General features: G+C 69.1%; 16 protein-coding genes. 13 read left to right on the forward strand and 3 right to left on the reverse strand.

Annotated elements, in window-relative coordinates:
- Nucleotides 1-117 precede the first annotated feature (117 nt).
- Genes AC4FS2_RS04295 through AC4FS2_RS04305 form a run of 3 tightly spaced genes read left to right on the forward strand, consistent with a single transcriptional unit; the run spans nucleotide 118 to nucleotide 2428 of the window.
- Nucleotides 118-369 (forward strand): hypothetical protein, encoded by a 252-nt coding sequence (locus AC4FS2_RS04295; protein WP_491153278.1) that lies wholly within the window; start codon nucleotides 118-120, stop codon nucleotides 367-369.
- 1 nt (nucleotide 370) lies between these two features.
- Nucleotides 371-1081 (forward strand): lysophospholipid acyltransferase family protein, encoded by a 711-nt coding sequence (locus tag AC4FS2_RS04300; protein WP_491153277.1) that lies wholly within the window; start codon nucleotides 371-373, stop codon nucleotides 1079-1081.
- Between the two features lie 9 nt (nucleotides 1082-1090).
- Nucleotides 1091-2428, forward strand: coding sequence for a class II 3-deoxy-7-phosphoheptulonate synthase (locus AC4FS2_RS04305; protein ID WP_491153276.1), 1338 nt, complete (start codon nucleotides 1091-1093; stop codon nucleotides 2426-2428).
- Nucleotides 2429-2532: 104 nt separating this feature from the next.
- Here AC4FS2_RS04305 and pknB read toward each other — a convergent pair whose 3' ends face one another.
- Nucleotides 2533-4473 (reverse strand): Stk1 family PASTA domain-containing Ser/Thr kinase, encoded by a 1941-nt coding sequence (gene pknB / locus AC4FS2_RS04310; RefSeq protein ID WP_491153275.1) that lies wholly within the window; start codon nucleotides 4471-4473, stop codon nucleotides 2533-2535.
- 154 nt (nucleotides 4474-4627) lie between these two features.
- Complete coding sequence (locus AC4FS2_RS04315) at nucleotides 4628-5701, reverse strand: LysM peptidoglycan-binding domain-containing protein (protein WP_491153274.1); 1074 nt, start codon at nucleotides 5699-5701, stop codon at nucleotides 4628-4630.
- A gap of 173 nt (nucleotides 5702-5874) precedes the next feature.
- Here AC4FS2_RS04315 and AC4FS2_RS04320 point away from each other — a divergent pair, with 173 nt between their 5' ends.
- Nucleotides 5875-6216 (forward strand): Rv2175c family DNA-binding protein, encoded by a 342-nt coding sequence (locus AC4FS2_RS04320; RefSeq protein ID WP_491153273.1) that lies wholly within the window; start codon nucleotides 5875-5877, stop codon nucleotides 6214-6216.
- Nucleotides 6217-6228: 12 nt separating this feature from the next.
- Here AC4FS2_RS04320 and AC4FS2_RS04325 read toward each other — a convergent pair whose 3' ends face one another.
- Nucleotides 6229-7320, reverse strand: a complete 1092-nt coding sequence (locus tag AC4FS2_RS04325; protein WP_491153272.1) for a polyprenyl synthetase family protein — start codon at nucleotides 7318-7320, stop codon at nucleotides 6229-6231.
- A gap of 63 nt (nucleotides 7321-7383) precedes the next feature.
- Here AC4FS2_RS04325 and AC4FS2_RS04330 point away from each other — a divergent pair, with 63 nt between their 5' ends.
- The 9 genes from AC4FS2_RS04330 to ftsW all read left to right on the forward strand — a co-directional run bounded on the left by AC4FS2_RS04330 (nucleotide 7384) and on the right by ftsW (nucleotide 17072).
- Nucleotides 7384-7758 carry an SCO2097 family morphological protein gene (locus tag AC4FS2_RS04330; protein ID WP_491153271.1) on the forward strand — a complete coding sequence of 125 codons (375 nt, stop codon included), beginning with the start codon at nucleotides 7384-7386 and terminating at the stop codon, nucleotides 7756-7758.
- 188 nt (nucleotides 7759-7946) lie between these two features.
- The gene (mraZ, locus tag AC4FS2_RS04335) at nucleotides 7947-8378 is read left to right on the forward strand and encodes a division/cell wall cluster transcriptional repressor MraZ (RefSeq protein WP_491153270.1); all 432 of its coding nucleotides are present in this window, start codon (nucleotides 7947-7949) and stop codon (nucleotides 8376-8378) included.
- 96 nt (nucleotides 8379-8474) lie between these two features.
- A complete protein-coding gene (gene rsmH, locus AC4FS2_RS04340; RefSeq protein WP_491153269.1) occupies nucleotides 8475-9428 on the forward strand; it encodes a 16S rRNA (cytosine(1402)-N(4))-methyltransferase RsmH in 954 nt (317 codons plus the stop codon).
- Complete coding sequence (gene ftsL / locus AC4FS2_RS04345) at nucleotides 9425-10027, forward strand: cell division protein FtsL (protein WP_491153268.1); 603 nt, start codon at nucleotides 9425-9427, stop codon at nucleotides 10025-10027. Before rsmH ends, ftsL begins: the two co-directional genes overlap by 4 nt.
- A gap of 4 nt (nucleotides 10028-10031) precedes the next feature.
- A complete protein-coding gene (locus tag AC4FS2_RS04350; protein ID WP_491153267.1) occupies nucleotides 10032-11819 on the forward strand; it encodes a peptidoglycan D,D-transpeptidase FtsI family protein in 1788 nt (595 codons plus the stop codon).
- A gap of 19 nt (nucleotides 11820-11838) precedes the next feature.
- Nucleotides 11839-13251, forward strand: a complete 1413-nt coding sequence (locus AC4FS2_RS04355) for a UDP-N-acetylmuramoyl-tripeptide--D-alanyl-D-alanine ligase (RefSeq protein ID WP_491153266.1) — start codon at nucleotides 11839-11841, stop codon at nucleotides 13249-13251.
- Complete coding sequence (mraY, locus tag AC4FS2_RS04360; protein ID WP_491153265.1) at nucleotides 13248-14351, forward strand: phospho-N-acetylmuramoyl-pentapeptide-transferase; 1104 nt, start codon at nucleotides 13248-13250, stop codon at nucleotides 14349-14351. Before AC4FS2_RS04355 ends, mraY begins: the two co-directional genes overlap by 4 nt.
- On the forward strand, nucleotides 14348-15910 hold the full coding sequence (murD, locus tag AC4FS2_RS04365) for a UDP-N-acetylmuramoyl-L-alanine--D-glutamate ligase (RefSeq protein WP_491155648.1): 1563 nt from the start codon (nucleotides 14348-14350) through the stop codon (nucleotides 15908-15910). The genes mraY and murD overlap by 4 nt, the downstream gene beginning before the upstream one ends.
- Nucleotides 15873-17072 carry a putative lipid II flippase FtsW gene (gene ftsW / locus AC4FS2_RS04370; protein WP_491153264.1) on the forward strand — a complete coding sequence of 400 codons (1200 nt, stop codon included), beginning with the start codon at nucleotides 15873-15875 and terminating at the stop codon, nucleotides 17070-17072. The genes murD and ftsW overlap by 38 nt, the downstream gene beginning before the upstream one ends.
- The last annotated feature ends 33 nt before the right edge of the window (nucleotides 17073-17105 follow it).

Consider the following 17105-nt stretch of genomic DNA (forward strand, 5'->3'; position numbering starts at 1 on the left):
GAAGAACATGGTTCGGATGGGTCCACTGTATCTGGACGCGCCCGCTGATCGTTGTCGTTCCCGCGTGACTAGACTTTCAGGCGCCGCCGTCGGGTTTCGTCGGCCGGGAGGGGACGCGTGCTCAACGTCGAGATCGACATCCGCGGGACCGAGATCGCCGGTGGAGCGGGGGATGGCGCGGACCGATTCGTGGAGAAACTCCGCGCGGAGACCCTCGTCGACGTCGCGGCGATCGTTCATGCCGCCTTCGGAATAGCCCCGGCGCGGCGCGACCGCCGTCACGTCGCCGGCAGGGGCTTCGTGGGGGCGCAAGTGGGCAACGACGCGGGCGCCATCGGAGTCGCCGACCTCGCGGGCAGGGACGGCTGAGATGTTCTACTGGCTGATGAAGTACGTCGTGATCGGCCCGCTTCTGAAGGCGATCTTCCGGCCCTGGATCGTCGGCCGCCGTAACATCCCCACCGAGGGCGCGGCGATCCTGGCGAGCAACCATTTGTCTTTCGCCGACTCGGTCTTCCTCCCGCTGATGATCGACCGGCGCATGGCCTTCCTCGCCAAGAGCGACTACTTCACCGGCCGAGGCATCAAAGGCTGGGCGACGCGTGGGTTCCTCAAGGCCACGGGTCAGATACCGATCGATCGCACGGGCGGCAAGGCCTCCGAAGCATCCCTGAACACCGGTCTGCGCGTCCTCGCGCGTGGTGAGCTCCTCGGTATCTACCCCGAGGGCACCCGCAGCCCCGACGGCAAGCTGTATCGCGGGCGCACCGGGATCGCGCGCATGGCGCTGGAGGCCCGCGTCCCGGTGATCCCGGTCGTCATGGTCGACACCGACACGATCCAGCCGATCGGCAAGCGGATACCGCGCGTGGGACGGGTGGGCATCGTCATCGGAGAGCCGCTGGATTTCTCCCGGTTCGCCGGGATGGAGGGCGACCGGTACATCCTGCGCTCCGTGACCGACGAGATCACCGTCGCCCTTCAGAGGCTCGGCGAGCAGGAGTATGAAGACGTGTACGCGTCCACGGTGAAGGACCGCATCCCGGCCCCCGGCGCGAACGCCCCCACGCGCCGCCGATAGACTTCGAGGATGCTTCAGCACCTCGACGGCCTCGATCATTGGCGGACTCTGCCCATCAAGCAGCAGCCCCAGTGGTATGACGCCGACGCGGTGGCGGCAGCATCCGCCGAGATCGCGACCCTGCCCCCGCTGGTCTTCGCCGGTGAGGTGGATCTCCTGCGTGAGCGCCTCGCCCGTGCCGCATCGGGCCAGGCGTTCCTGCTCCAGGGCGGCGACTGCGCCGAGACATTCGCTGGTGCGACCGCGGACCAGATCCGCAACCGGGTCAAGACGCTTCTGCAGATGGCCGTCGTGCTGACCTACGGCGCATCGATGCCCGTCGTGAAGATGGGGCGGATGGCCGGCCAGTTCGCCAAGCCGCGCTCGAGTGACACCGAGACGCGGGGAGATGTGACGCTCCCGGCGTACCGCGGAGACATCGTGAACGGATACGACTTCACCGAGGAGTCGCGCAAGGCCGATCCGGCGCGGCTTCTCAAGGGCTACCACACCGCCGCATCGACCCTGAACCTGGTCCGCGCCTTCACCCAGGGCGGATTCGCGGACCTGCGGGAGGTGCACAGCTGGAACCGGGGCTTCGCCTCGAACCCGGCCAATCAGCGGTACGAGCGCCTGGCGTCGGAGATCGACCGCGCGATCAAGTTCATGGAGGCGGCCGGCGCCGACTTCGACGAGTTGCGTCGGGTGGAGTTCTACACCGGTCATGAGGGTCTTCTGATGGACTACGAGCGTCCGATGACCCGCATCGACTCCCGCACAGGTACGCCGTACAACACCTCGGCGCATTTCGTGTGGGTCGGGGAACGCACGCGCGACCTGGACGGCGCGCACGTCGATTACTTCTCCCGCATCCGCAACCCCATCGGCGTCAAGCTCGGACCGAGCACGACTCCCGAGACCGCGCTCGCCCTGATCGACAAGCTCGACCCGGAGCGCGAGCCCGGCCGCTTGACGTTCATCACGCGCATGGGGGCCGGGAAGATCCGCGACGCGCTCCCACCGCTGCTTCAGGCCGTGAAGGAGTCCGGCGCGACGCCGCTGTGGGTCACCGACCCGATGCACGGCAACGGCATCACGACGCCGACCGGGTACAAGACCCGCCGGTTCGATGACGTGGTCGACGAGGTGCGCGGGTTCTTCGAGGCGCACCGTGCGGTCGGGACGTTCCCCGGCGGGATCCACGTGGAACTCACCGGGGATGATGTGACCGAGTGCCTGGGCGGCTCGGAGATGATCGACGAGGCCACCCTCGCGACCCGCTACGAGAGCCTGTGCGATCCGCGCCTGAACCACATGCAGAGCCTCGAGCTCGCCTTCCTGGTGGCCGAAGAGCTCGAAAAGCTCTGACCCGCGGAGACTCCGGGCCCGCTGGGTCCGCGAGACTCCACGCTGGCGGAGGTGGCTTCTCGCGGTGAGGGCGGAGGTGGCTTCTCGCGGTGAGGGCGGCGGAGTCAGCCCGTGACGTTCAGCCGCAAGGAGATGCGCGTGCCCTTGACGACCTTGGCCCCGGCCTTCGGGTCCTGAGACTCCACCTGCGTCGTGCCGTCCGGGAACAGGTCCCAGGTGGGGAGGTACTCCCACGTGAAGCCGGCGCCCGAGAGCGTGCGCTTGGCCTCGTCCCGCGTCATGCCCACGACGTTCGGCACTTCGAACAGTGGGGGACCGGTCGACACGACGAGCGTGACGGTCTCGCCCGGGCGCCAGTTGCCGCCGCCGTCGCGCCCCGCGATGCCGATGACGTCGCCCACATCGATGGAGTCGCTCGACTCTTGACGCCGGTCGCCGGAAACCTCGAGACCGACGTCGTTCAGCCGCTGGGTGGCACGATCGACGCTGTCGCCGGAGACGTCCGGAACAGGTCCGCGCGAAACCAGCAGCGACACGGTGTCGCCCTCGTGCGCCTCGCACCCCTGTGAGCAGTCCGCAGGCTCACCCGCACGCGGGGTGAGGGTCGCGCCGAGGACCGTGCCGGCCTCCGCGTCGGTGAACTCGAGCTGGTCGGGATCGGAGACGATGAGATTGATGCCGGTGAGGATGCCGCGGGCCTGGTCTGCCGGCATCCCCGCGAGGGGCTCCACCGGCTGCGGGCGCGGGCCGAGCGAGACCCGCACAGTGACACTCGTGTCGCGGTCCACGCGAGCCCCGGCAGCAGGGTCGGTGCCCACGACCGTGCCGGCAGGGATGTCGAGGTCGTAGACACCCTCTTCCACGGCGACGAGCGTGTCTTCGAGCAGCCGCGCCTGTGCGTCGGCGAAGGCGCCACCCGAGACATCCGGGACGGCGACGAGCGATCCTGGGCCGGAGCCGAACCACCACCCCGCGCCGCCGGCCAGCGCGGCGAGGAGGAGCACGAGGGTGAGCAGCCACGCCCCCTTGACGGCCCGCCGCTTGGTACGGGCGCGCAGGCGCGCCCCGTTGTCGGACTCCGCCACGGGGGTCGGCGCGGTGACCATGCTGGGCGGGAGGACCTTCGTGAGCTCGCCGGAGTCGACGGCGTCGTCGGTGCCGGTCGTGCCGACCGCGACCGCGCGGGCCACCTGCGGGGCCACTCCGAGGTCGCGCTCGATCTCGCGGAGGCGGGCGAGCATCACGCCGGCGTCGAGCGGACGATCGTCGGGCACCTTCTCGGTGGCCCACAGGACGAGCTCGTCCAGCTGCTCGGGGACGCCGGGGTTCTTCACGCTCGGCCGGGGCACGGAGTCCGTCGCGTGCTGGAAGGCGATCTGCATCGGCTGCTCGCCCTTGTAGGGCTGCTCGCCGGTGAGCATCTCGTAGAGCATAATGCCGAGCGAATAGATGTCGCTGCGGGCGTCGGCCGTGCCGCGGGTCACGAGCTCGGGCGCGAGGTACGCGATCGTGCCCATGAGCATCTGACCGGATGCGGTGTTGGCGGTCGTCGCGCGTGCCAGGCCGAAGTCACCGATCTTGATGCGACCGTCCTCGGCCAGCAGGACGTTCTCGGGTTTCACGTCCCGATGGACGATCCCCGCCCGGTGCGCCGCGGCGAGGCCCGAGAGCACCGCATCCATGATCGTGATCGTCTGCGGCACGGTGAGGCGGCGGTGCTCCCGCAACAGTTCGCGCAGTGTGATGCCGGGCAGGTACTCCATGACGAGGTACGCCATGTCGCCGTCCTGGCCCTGATCGAACACATTGACCACATGCGGGTCGGCCAGACGCGCCGCGGAGCGGGCCTCCTGGATGAACCGGCTCTGGAAGACCGCGTCGTCGCTGAGGTGCCCGTGCATGACCTTCAGCGCGATCCGGCGCTCCAGGCGCAGATCGGTCGCCACATATACGGTCGCCATGCCGCCCCGCGCGATGCGCGCGCGAACCCGGTAGCGGCCGTCGACGAGACGTCCGATCAGCGGGTCGGCCTGACTCGTGCTCACGGGGAGAGTCTACGGAGGCGGCCCTGCGAGCCTCGGGAGCGCCTCACCCCGTTACACAGTCGTTCCCTGCGCACGTCCACGCCGGGAGAAGGCGGCCGGCTCGCCGAACGACCGGTCTCCGAGGTCTCGGCGTGCACGAGGCGCGGAGTTCGCCTCAGCCGAGGACCGCGAGCCATGTCGTCGCGGGTTGCTCCCACTGCGCATACCGATCGGGGAATGCGGAGATCTGCACAGCCTGCGCCGCATCGGCGTAGGCCATCGACTCCCAGCCCGGGATGTCGAGGAGTCCCCGGGTGTGGGGGCCGTTGGGGTCTCCGGCGCCGCCGAAGAAGGCGCGTGTGGACCGGACGGGATCGAGCGCCTCCGCGGCCGTTCCCCAGCCGCTGCTCGGCCGCTGCTGGAACAGCCCGAGCGAATCCCGGTCACCCCAGTCGAGGTTCCGCAGCCAGGACTCCTGCATCGCGGTGCCCAGGGCGATGGCGATGCCGCGTTCGGGCACGCCGAGCTCGCGTCCGACGCGGATGATGAGCTGCGCGTTGGCGGTCTGTTCGGCATCCAGCCCTTCGGCCGTCGGGGCGGGGGTGGATGCGGCGGCCGGGGTTGCCGCGAGGGCCGGCGCGGGCACGGCCAGCGTCTGTCCGGGGTAGATGATCGACCCGCGCGTCAGTCCGTTCGCATCCAGCACCGCTTGCACGCTCACGCCGCGCGCGCGGGCGATGGCGCTGACGGTGTCGCCGGCCTGCACGGTGTGCGACGCGGCGGCCGGAGCGGGCGCCGGCACGGGCGCGGGCGTCGGAGCTGCGGCGGGTGCCGGAGCGGCGGCGGGTGCCGGAGCGGCGGCAGGTGCCGGAGCGGCAGCCAGGCGGAGCACCTGTCCGGGGTAGATGATCGACGACCAGCCCAGGCCGTTGGCGGTGAGGAGGTCGATCGTGCGCAGCCCATGGCGTGCCGCGATGCTGCTGACGGTGTCACCGGCCTGCACGACGTAATCGGCCGGGGCGGACAACGCGAGCGGAGAGCCGGAACGCGCGGGCGCCTTCCCGGCCGGAGGTGTGGCCGCCGGCCGCGCTTCGGGGGACGCTTCGGGGGGCGCGATGCCGCCCGTACCGCGCTGCGGCACCGCGTGTGCGGACTCAGCGGTGAGGGCCAGCGCGATCGAGCCGGCCAACGCCCACGGCAGGCTGGCAGTGAGCGAACGGGCGCGAGGGGTGTTCACGGAATGTCGCATGGGGGATGCTCCGTTTCTCGGGTTGCCGTCACGCTGTCACGGATGTGTTACAGGTGTCAACCACTGTGACCAGTGGGGAATGTGTGACAGATGGGGCTGAAATCCCGCGGTGGGGGCTACCCCAGACGATCTCCCGCAGCGAGGACGAGCGTCCGGAGTGAGATAGTGAAAAGGTGACCGGCTCTCCCCTCGAAACCACCTGGCTGACCCTCCCCGAACTCGTCGAGGCACTGGGTGAACCCCTCGGCCGCGTGCGGCGCCTGCTCGACGAGCAGCATCTCGTCGGATCGCGTCGGGAAGGCCCGCTGAAGGTGCCCGCCGCCTTCATCGTGGATGGTGCCCCGCTTTCCTCGCTGCGCGGCACGATCATCGTCCTGCACGACGCGGGCTTCACCGATGACGAGGCCATCGACTGGCTGCTGGCACCCGACGAGTCCATCGGCGTCGCCCCGCTGGAGGCCCTGCGCGCCGGGCGCAAGGCGGAAGTGCGGCGGGTCGCCCAGACCCTCGGCTGACGAGCGGGTGGGTCAGGACGAGCGCGTCGTGGCGGCCCGCGCGAGTTCGCGCAACTCCGCGACGGCGGCATTGTCCAGACGTGCGCCCGACAGCGCGCGGTCGGCCTCGCGCGCATAGGCCGTGATCAGGTCTTCCGTGCGCTGCAGGGCACCCGTTTCGCTGATCGTCCGCTGAAGCGACCCGATCTGCGCCTCGTCCAGGGTGGGGTCGCCGATCAGCTCGTCGAACACGCGCCGTGCCCCGACCGGAAGCGCCTCCCGCGCATATGCCACGAGAACGGTGCGCTTGCCCTCCCGTAGGTCGTCGCCGGACGGCTTGCCCGTGACGGAGGCGTCGCCGAACACGCCGAGGACGTCGTCCCGCAGCTGGAACGCCATCCCCACGGGGTGACCGAAGGCGGACAGTGCAGCATCCTGCGCGGGGTCTGCACCGGCCAGAGCCGCTCCGATGAGCAAAGGCTGCTGGATGCTGTATCGCGCCGACTTCAGCGAGGCCACCCGGAGCGCCCGCTCAGCGTGGGTGGAATCGGGTTGCGTCGAGAACGCGGATTCCTCGGCGACGTCCAGGAACTGTCCGACCGTGACGTCGCGGCGCATCTGTGCGTAGGCCCGGCGTGTCGCGGCGGCACGGTCGGCCGCGATCGACGCGATCGTGTCCTCCAGCAGGTCGTCACTCCACGCGACGAGGAGGTCGCCGAGCAGGACGGCGCCGGAGCGACCGAACGCGGCGGCGTCGCCGTGCCATCCCCGGGCGATATGGCCGGCCTCCAGTCGGCGGTGCGCGGAGGGGCGGCCGCGACGGGTGTCGGAATTGTCGATGAGGTCGTCATGCACGAGCGCGGCAGCGTGGAAGATCTCCAGCGCCGCTGCTGCGCCGACGGCTTCCGGCGCTGCGGGAGCGGACTCGGAAGGAAAGGCGACGGCACGCCAGCCGGTGAGGCAGAAGCGGGCGCGCAATCGCTTGCCACCCTGCATCGAGTCTGCGGCGGCACCGGCGAGCAGGGCAGCCTCATCGCCCCACTCGGTTGCTTCGCGCGTCCGATCGGTGAGGAACGTGTCCAGTCGCTGAGAAACAGCCTCGATGGGATCCGGGGAGGGCGCCACGGGCCTAGCCTAGTAACTGACCGCGCGCGTAGAATCGTCGCCGAGAAGCACCGAGGGGGTTCCATGCCACTCTCCGAACAGGAGCAGCGCCTGCTGGACGAGATGGAACGCCATCTCATGCGTAATGACGCTGACGTCGTGACCGCCCCGGTGCGTGCCCTGAGTTACCGCAACATCGTGTACGGCACGATCCTCGTCCTGGTGGGTCTGGGCGGCCTCATCTTCGGCGTGACGGTCGGGATGAACACCCTCGGCATCATCCTGGGCGTCGTCGGCTTCGCCGTCATGCTCGGAGGCGTGATCCTCGCCGTGACTCCCTTGCGCGGTGCCGCACCCACCGTTCCCTCCACTTCCCGCCCCCGGTCACCCCAACGCGGTGCCGGATCGTTCATGGACCGCATGAATGAGCGCTGGGATCGGCGCCAGGAAGGCCGCTGACCACAATCTGACCGGGCGAAACGCCCGGACCACACAAGCACCGACTCTGCGGAGTCGGTGCTTTTTTTGTGTCCTGACGGCGATCGGATCCCGGGAGAGGCGCAATCGTGCGGAATGTCATGGTGAAGTGGAGCGGAGTGGAGTAAAGTGGAGCTACTGCGCAGGACGGGGATGGGAGGGGTGCACAGATGCTGCTCGGCACGCACACTCCCAAGCTCGACGACAAAGGCCGTGTCATCCTCCCGGCGAAATTCCGCGACGACCTCGGCGCGGGAATCGTGGTCACGCGCGGACAGGAGCGCTGCCTCTACGTCTTCAGCACGACGGAGTTCGAAAGAGTGCACGAGCGCATCCGCGAAGCGCCGCTGAACAACAAGCAGGCCCGCGATTTCCTCCGCATGTTCCTGTCGGGCGCCAGTGCGGAAAAGCCCGACAGCCAGAACCGCATCACCATCCCGCCCGCGCTGCGCACGTACGCGGGATTGGAGCGCGACCTCATCGTCACGGGCGTGGGCGCGCACGCCGAGATCTGGAACGCCGACGCGTGGAACGCCTACGCCGAGAGCAACGAAGAGACCTACGCCGAGATGGAGCAGGAGGTGATCCCGGGCTTGTTCTGACCTCCGGTTGTGATTCCCAGCCGCTCGCCCTGACGCACTTCCCCGGCGCCAGGTCGACGGATGGGGATCAGAGCCGGGGGCCGAGGCCCCTGCATCATGGACTCCCGCGACATCCACACCCCGGTCCTCCTCGAGCGCTGCATCGAGTTGCTCGCGCCGGCCCTCGTTCGGCCCGGCGCGGTCTTCGTCGACGCGACGCTCGGCATGGGTGGGCACTCCGAGGCGTTCCTCACCCGCTTCCCGGAGCTGCGGCTGGTCGGGCTCGATCGTGACACCGACGCGCTGCGTATCGCGGGGGAGCGCCTGGCGACGTTCGGCGACCGTGTGACCCTGGTCCACACGATCTACGACGGCATCGCGGACGCCGTGGCCTCAGCCGGGGTGAGCCGCGTGGACGGCATCCTCTTCGACCTGGGTGTCTCGTCGCTCCAGCTGGATGTCGCCGACCGCGGATTCGCGTACGCCAAGGATGCTCCGCTGGACATGCGTATGGACCAGAGCACCGGGACGACCGCCGCCGACATCCTGGCCACCTACGGCGAGGGCGACCTCCGCCGCATCTTCGAGCGGTACGGCGAGGAGAAGCTCGCCGGCCGGTACGCGAGGGCGATCATCGCTGCGCGCGCCGAGGAGCCGATCGTCCGGTCGGGGCGCCTCGTGGAGATCCTCTCGGCAGCCACCCCCGCCGCTCTGCAGAACGCCGGCCACCCCGCCAAGCGGGTCTTCCAAGCCCTGCGCATCGAGGTCAACGGCGAGCTGGCGGCGCTCGACCGTGCTCTGCCGGCCGCCCTCGACCTCCTTTCGGTGGGCGGGCGCATCGTGGTGCTCTCCTATCAGTCGCTGGAGGACCGCTTCGTCAAGCGTGTGCTCGCCGAGGCCACTGCCTCGACGGCGCCGGCGGGTCTTCCCGTCGAGCTGCCCGAGCACGCGCCGCGCTTCCGTCTTCTCGTCAAGGGCGCCGAACTCGCCGGCGATGACGAACGCGCCCGCAACCCGCGCGCCACCCCGGTGCGCCTGCGCGCCGCCGAACGAATCCGGGAGGCGGCATGACCGATCTCGCGCACGCCCTTCCGCTGCGCCGCCCGACGACGGCGACGCCGCCGTCGCGCCGGCTGCACGTCGTCGAAGAGCCCGTCCGCCGCCGTCGCCCGAAGCTGGCGTATGGGGTCATCGCCGTAGCCGGTGCCGTCACCATCGCGCTCGCTCAGATGGGTTTGTCGATTCTGACGACCCAGGGGACGTACGAGATGGCCGCCCTCTCCCAGCAGCAGCGCGACCTCACCTACGAGAAGCAGATCCTCGCCGACGATGTGGCGGGGCTCAACTCCCCGCAGTACCTCGCCGCCAACGCCGCAGCACTGGGAATGGTCATCAACGAATCGCCCTCCTACCTCCGGCTGAGCGACGGCACCGTCATCGGTGCCGGCCAGGCCGCCGCGGACACGTCGGCCGTCGATGCGATCAACCGCGGCGCCGTGCAGAACGCGCTCATCGCCGACACTCCGCTGATCACCGCGCCGGGTGCAACCATCCAGGGCGTGCCGCTCGTGCCCGAGGAGACCGCTGCCGCGGGCGCTGCCGCGGAGGAGCCGGGTTCGGCGACACCCCCGCCGATCACCGACGGCCTGCCGACTCCCGCGACACGATAGCCCCATGACGACCCGCAGCACGAGAAGCCCGCGCCGACGGACGGTGGTCGCCTTGGCGGTCGTCCTCGCCGTGCTGGTGGGCTTCGTCGTGCGTCTCGTCGACATCCAGGTCGTCAATGCGCGCGAGCACATCGCCGACTCCCTCTCGCTGGGCTTCGCCGCGGAGCGCAAGCTCTACGGCACACGCGGCTCGATCGTCGACGAGGCCGGCGCGACGCTGGCCGGCAGCATCCTTCTCTACGACGCGCAGCTGGATCCGTCCCACGTCAACGGCATCCGCCGCGAAGGAGCGGGCGGCGAGCGCGTCGAGGTGGGGTGGCCGGAACTCGCTGCGGAGATCGGATCGATCACCGGCCAGACGGCCGAAGAAGTGCAGAAGATCGTCACGGACGCGAAGGCGGTGGACCCGGACTCGCAGTACGCCCTGCTCAAGAGAAGCCTGTCGACGGAGCAATACCGGCGGCTGGCCGACCTGGAGATCCCCTTCCTCTATTTCGACCAGCACCCTTCCCGCATGTACCCCGATGGGGCGGTCGCCGGGAACCTCGTGGGCTTCGTCGGAACCGACGGCAAGCCACTGGCCGGACTCGAGCAGGCCGAGGACGACTGCCTGACCGCCACCGACGGCGTCCTGCGGTTCCAGCGCGGGAAAGACGGCGTCACCATCCCGGGCACCGCTGTCGAAGAGCCCGCGGTGGACGGCGGGACGCTGCAACTGACGGTCAACCGTGACCTGCAGTGGTACCTGCAGCAGCTCATTGCAGAGCAGGTGCAGAACACCGGCGCCCAGTCCGGAACCATCACCGTCGTCGAAGTCGCCACCGGCAAGGTGCGCTCGATGGCGGAGTACCCGACGGTCGACCCCAACAACGTGAATGGTTCCGCCGAGCCGGACCGCGGCAGTCGCATCTTCACGAACTCGTTCGAACCCGGCTCGACGTTCAAGGCCCTCACCGCGGCCATAGCGATCGACGCCGGTGGCGCGACTCCGTCGTCGACGGTGACCGCCGCATCCAAGGAGAGTTTCCCCAACGGCGCGACCGTTCGCGACCCCTTCGTCCACCCGGTCAACACCTACACGCTCACCGGTGTGCTCATCGACTCCTCCAACGTCGGCATCTCGAAGTTCGGTGACACCGTCAGCGCGCAGACGCGCTACGAGTACCTTCAGAAGTTCGGCCTCGGCGTCGACAGTGCCATCGACTTCAACGGTGAGCTTCCCGGCGTGCTGCGCACGGTGGATCAGTGGGACAACCAGACGTTCTACAACACGAACTTCGGACAGGGGCTCACCACGACCGTCCCGCAGCTCGTGAACGCGTACCAGACCCTCGCGAACGGCGGGGTCCGTCAGCCGCTGTCGCTCGTCGAGGGCTGCGTCCAGGCCGATGGAACGGTCAAGGATGCCCCTGATACGACGGGCCAACGGGTCGTCAGCGAGAAGACGGCCGACGAGGTGTCGCTGATGCTGGAGAACGTCGCGACCCAGGGAACCCTCGCCAAGCAGATCGCGATCCCGGGTTACCGTCTCGCGGTCAAGACCGGCACGGGTGAGAAACCCGACCTCGTCAACGGCGGGTACAAGGCCGGCGCGTACTACACGACGATGATCGGCTTCGCCCCCGCCGACGACCCGCAGTTCGTCGTCGCGGTGACGCTCGACGAGCCGGCGACGGTAAAGTCGTCTGCGGCCAACGCTCCGGCGTTCCAGAAGGCGATGACCCAGGTCTTGAAGACCTACCGCGTGATCCCCTCCGGTTCCGCCACGCCCGAACTGCCCAAGTTCGGCTGACGCGCGGCCACCCACAGCCATGATTCCCTTCACCCTCGCCCAGCTCTCCGATGCCGTCGGCGGCGTCCTCCGCCTCGCGGGTTCCGACACCCCTGAGACGGTCGTTTCCGGCGCCGTCGACACCGACTCACGTCTGATCGAACCGGGCGGCATCTTCGTCGCCAAGCCCGGTGAGACCACGGACGGGCACCAATTCGTGGATGCTGCGCTTCAGCGCGGTGCCGTGCTCGCCCTCGTCGAGCACCCGGTCGACGACGCCGTCACCCAGATCGTCGTGCCCGACGCCGTAGCCGCCCTGGCTGATCTGGCGCGTGAGGTCGTCGCGCGCGTCCGCGCCCGCGGCGACCTGCGCATCGTGGGCATCACGGGATCCAACGGCAAGACCACCACGAAGAACCTGCTCGCCCGCATCCTCGAGGGCGAAGGCGAGACGGTCGCTCCGCGCGCCTCGTTCAACAACTCCGTCGGCGCGCCCCTGACGATGCTGCGCGTCACCGAGCGCACCCGCTTCCTCGTCAGTGAGTTCGGCGCGAGCGCTCCCGGCGAGATCGCCCGCCTCGCCGGTCTCGTCACCCCGGACATCGGCGTCGTGCTCATGGTCGGCATGGCGCATGCCGGCGGCTTCGGAGGCATCGAGGCCACGTTCCACGCGAAATCCGAACTCGTCCGCGCTGTCCGACCCGGCGGTCTCGCGGTGCTGAACGCCGACGACCCCCGGGTGAGTGCGATGGCGCCGATCGCCGCCGAGCGCGACGTGTCGGTCCGCTGGTTCGGACGCGGACCGAACGCGGAGGTCCGTGCGACCGATGTCGAAGTCACCGCGAGCGGCACCCGCGCGCAGCTCGACGTGGATGGCGTCGTCATGCCGCTCCGGCTTCAGGTCCTCGGCGAGCATCACGTGATGAACGCCCTCGCCGCTCTCGCGGCGGCAACGGCGCTGGGCGTCCGCGCCGAGGACGCCGTCGCGCGCCTGGAGACGGTCGAGATCGCCGAGCGGTGGCGGATGCAGCCGCTCGGGTCGGATCGCGTGCGCATCCTCAACGACGCCTACAACGCGAGCCCCGACTCGATGGCCGCGGCCTTGCGCACGCTGGCGCAGATCACCGCCCCGCACGAACGCACCGTCGCCGTTCTCGGCGCGATGAGCGAACTGGGGGAGTACTCCGGCGACGAGCACGACCGCATCGGGCTGCTGGCCGTTCGGCTGGGCATCCAGCGCATCGTCATCATCGGCGGGGATGCGCGTCGCATGTATCTCGAGGCCATCTCCCAGGGCTCGTGGGACGGCGAGGCCGTGTTCTTCGCCGACGCCGACGCCGCGTACGAATACCTGCTGACCGAGTTGCGCGACGGCGACCGCGTGCTGGTGAAGTCGTCCAACTCCGCCGGACTCCGGTTCCTCGGCGATCGTCTGGGAGAATCGTTCTCGTGAGATCCCTTCTGACTGCAGCGGCGATCTCGCTGGCGTTCACACTTTTCCTCACCCCCGTCTTTCTGCGGTTGTTCCGAAAGTGGGGCTGGGGACAGGTCATCCGGACGCCAGAAGACATCCGTAACCCCTCACACGCCGAGAAGCGCGGCACGCCCACGATGGGCGGCACGATCTTCATCGCGGGGACGATCCTCGGCTACCTCGTCGGCGCTTTCACGGGCAACAACCCGCCCACCATCTCCGGGCTCCTCGTGTTGTGGATGATGGTCGGATTCGGCGCTGTCGGGTTCATCGACGACTACATGAAGGTGCGCAGTCAACGCAGCCTCGGTCTCACCGGGTGGCGCAAGATCGTCGGCCAGGTGCTCGTCACCGTGCCCTTCGGAATCGTGGCCCTGAACTTCCCCAACCGCGTCGGCCAGACGCCGGCGTCGGAGTACATCTCCGTCTTCCGTGACATCCCCCTGCTGTCTCTGTTCGCCCTCGGGCCGATCATCGGCTGGTTCCTCTACCTCGCGTGGATCTCCCTCATCGGGGTGGCCACCTCGAACTCGGTCAACCTCACCGACGGTCTGGACGGCCTGGCAGCAGGTTCTGGCATCTTCGTCGTCGGCGCCTACAGCCTCATCGCCTTCTGGCAGGTGCAGCAGGTGTGCACCAACGTCGCCGAGGCCGTGCAGCCCGCGTGCTACGGCACGCGCGACCCATTCGATCTCGCGATCGTGTCGGCCGCCTTCGTCGGCGCACTCGTCGGGTTCCTCTGGTGGAACGCGCCGAAAGCGAAGATCTTCATGGGGGACGTGGGATCCATGGCGATCGGCGGCGTCATCGCCGCACTGGCGATCCTCACCCGCACCGAGCTGCTTCTCATCCTCGTCGCCGGCATCTTCGTCATCGGCCCCGGCTCCGTCATCCTGCAGCGGGCGTACTTCAAGATCACCCGCGGGAAGCGGCTCTTCCTGATGAGCCCGTTCCATCATCACCTCGAGATGCGCGGCTGGTCGGAGGTCACGATCGTCGTGCGCATGTGGATCATCGCCGGGTTGCTCGCGGTATCGGCGGTCGGATTCTTCTACGTCGAGTGGCTCTCACGCGCATGACCGCGGAGCGTCTGGACGCCCTGACCAGCTGGCACGCCGACTGGCGCGGATTGAAGGTGGCGGTCCTCGGCCTGTCCGTGACCGGCTTCTCCGTCGCCGACACCCTGGCCGAGCTCGGCGCCGACGTCTTCGTCTTCACAGAGTCCGCCGACGAGGAGTACGAACGCCTCCTGCCCGTGATCGGTGCTCGGCTGTGGATCGGCGCGCTCTCCGCTGTGCCGGAGGAGCTCCTGGCCTTCGCCCCGGACGTCGTCGTCGCCTCGCCCGGCTTCTCGCCGCAGCATCCCGTGATCGTGTGGACGCAGGAGAGCGGGACCGCGCTGTGGGGCGACGTCGAGCTCGCGTGGCGCATCCGCGACAAGGTGCTGCGGCCGGACGGCACACCCGCCGACTGGATGCTGATCACCGGCACCAACGGGAAGACCACCACGACGCGGCTGACGGCGTCGATGCTCGTGGCCGGCGGGCTGCGCGCGGCCCCGGTCGGGAACATCGGTACCCCTGTGCTCGACGCCGTGCGCGACCCCGGCGGGTTCGACGTGCTCGTCGTGGAACTCTCCAGCCATCAGCTCTGGTACCTCAGCCGGCAAAGCGGGCCCGACCCCCTCTCGCCCTACGCCGCGGTGTGCCTCAACCTCGCCGACGACCATCTCGAGTGGCACGGCTCTTTCGCCGCCTACCGCGACGCGAAAGCGTTCGTGTACGAGAACACGCGGGTCGCATGCGTGTATAACAAGGCGGATGCGGCCACGCGGGAGATGGTCGAGGACGCGAACGTGGTCGAGGGCGCCCGTGCGATCGGGTTCGACCTCGGTGTTCCGGGTCCCAGCGACCTCGGGATCGTCGACGGCATCCTCGTGGATCGCGCGTTCCTGGCGGAGCGGCACTCCTCGGCGCTGGAGCTGACCACCGTCGCCGACCTAGCGGCCGTGGGATTGGCCGCGCCGCACATCGTCGCGAACATCCTCGCGGCCAGCGCCTTGGCCCGCTCCCGGGATGTCGCGCCGGCGGCCATCCGCGAGGCTTTGCAGTCTTTCACCTTGGACCCTCACCGCATCCAGGTCGTCGCGGTGAGCGAGGGCGTGACCTGGGTCGACGACTCCAAGGCCACGAACCCCCATGCCGCGGCATCGTCGCTTGCCGCCTTCCCCGGCGCGCTGTGGGTCGTCGGCGGGCTGCTGAAGGGCGTCGATATCGCACCGCTCGTCGCTGCGCGCGGGGGGAGCGTGAAGGCAGCGATCGTCATCGGCGCCGATCGCGCCGAGGTGGTGGCCGCGTTCGCGCGACACGCCCCCGCGGTTCCCGTGTTCGAGGTCGACGCCGCTGAGACTGGGAACGTGATGGCACGGGTCGTCGACCTGGCGCTGGACGTCGCTCGCAACGGAGACGTGGTGCTTCTGGCACCGGCGGCGGCATCTTTCGACCAGTTCTCGTCCTACGCCGACCGCGGTAGGCGCTTCGCCGCAGCGGTCACGGAACGGATCGGCGGAAACCCGCCGGCGAAGGGGAACGGGGGAGCGCGTGACGACGACGACACCGCCCCGGACCCGGGCATCTGACCCACCCGAACCCTCCGGGGCCGGTCTGGCCGCGCGCGTGTCGCTCGGCCGTGTGTTCGCCCCGGTGCCCAGCGAGTTCTTGCTGATCGCCTCCACCGCGCTCCTGCTCACCGGCTTCGGACTGATGATGGTGCTCTCGGCCACCTCCGCGCTCGGTGGGGCGCAGAATCCCTTCGAGCACGTCATCAAGCAGGGCGTTTTCGCGGTTCTCGGCATCCCGCTCATGTTCATCGCCAGCCGCTTCCCGGTGGCCTTCTGGCGCAAGATGGCCTGGCCGATCCTCATCGGCGCGACCGCCTTCCAGCTGCTCGTGTTCGTTCCGGGGCTCGGCGTCGAGTCGTACGGAAACCGCAACTGGGTCTCGCTCGCCGGATTCCAGTTCCAGCCCGCCGAGTTCCTCAAGATCGCCCTCGCACTGTGGATGGGTGCGGTCCTCTATCGCAAGCGCACGCTGCTCAGCTCGTGGAGCCACGTGTTCATCCCGATCGTCCCCGTGGGCATCATGGTGATCGCGACCGTGCTGGCGGGCCGTGATCTCGGTACCGCGATGATCCTCGTCCTCATCGTGCTGGCGGCGCTGTTCTTCTCCGGGGTGAAGCTGCGCATCTTCATCCTCCCGGCCATCGCATCGGTCGCAGCGGTGGTGTTCTTCGCCGTCAGCAGCCCGAACCGCATGGCACGCATCATGAGCTTCCTCAACGCCGGAACGCTCGACTGCTACTACGACGACTGCTACCAGTCGCTGCACGCCGTGTGGGGACTCGCCTCGGGCGGGATCTTCGGCCTCGGCCTGGGCAACTCCAAGGAGAAGTACGACTGGCTCCCCGCCGCGGCGAACGACTACATCTTCGCGATCGTCGGCGAAGAGCTCGGTCTCATCGGGTGCGCCGTCGTGCTGCTGCTCTTCGCCCTGTTCGCCGTCGGGGCTTTCCACATCGTCCGCAAGACCCCCGACCCCTTCGTGCGCATCGTCGCCGGCGCGATCTCGATCTGGATCGTCGGTCAGGCCCTCATCAACATCGGTGTCGTTCTGCGGGTCTTCCCCGTGCTGGGCGTTCCGCTCCCGTTCATGTCTCAGGGCGGGACCAGCCTGCTGTCGGTCCTCCTCGCCTGCGGAGTGCTGCTGTCGTTCGCCCGTACCCTCCCCGTACGCAGCCGCTGAACCCCACGTGCGGCGGACGTCGCCGTGTTCGCC

The sequence above is a fragment of the Microbacterium sp. Z10_103 genome (assembly GCF_058310455.1).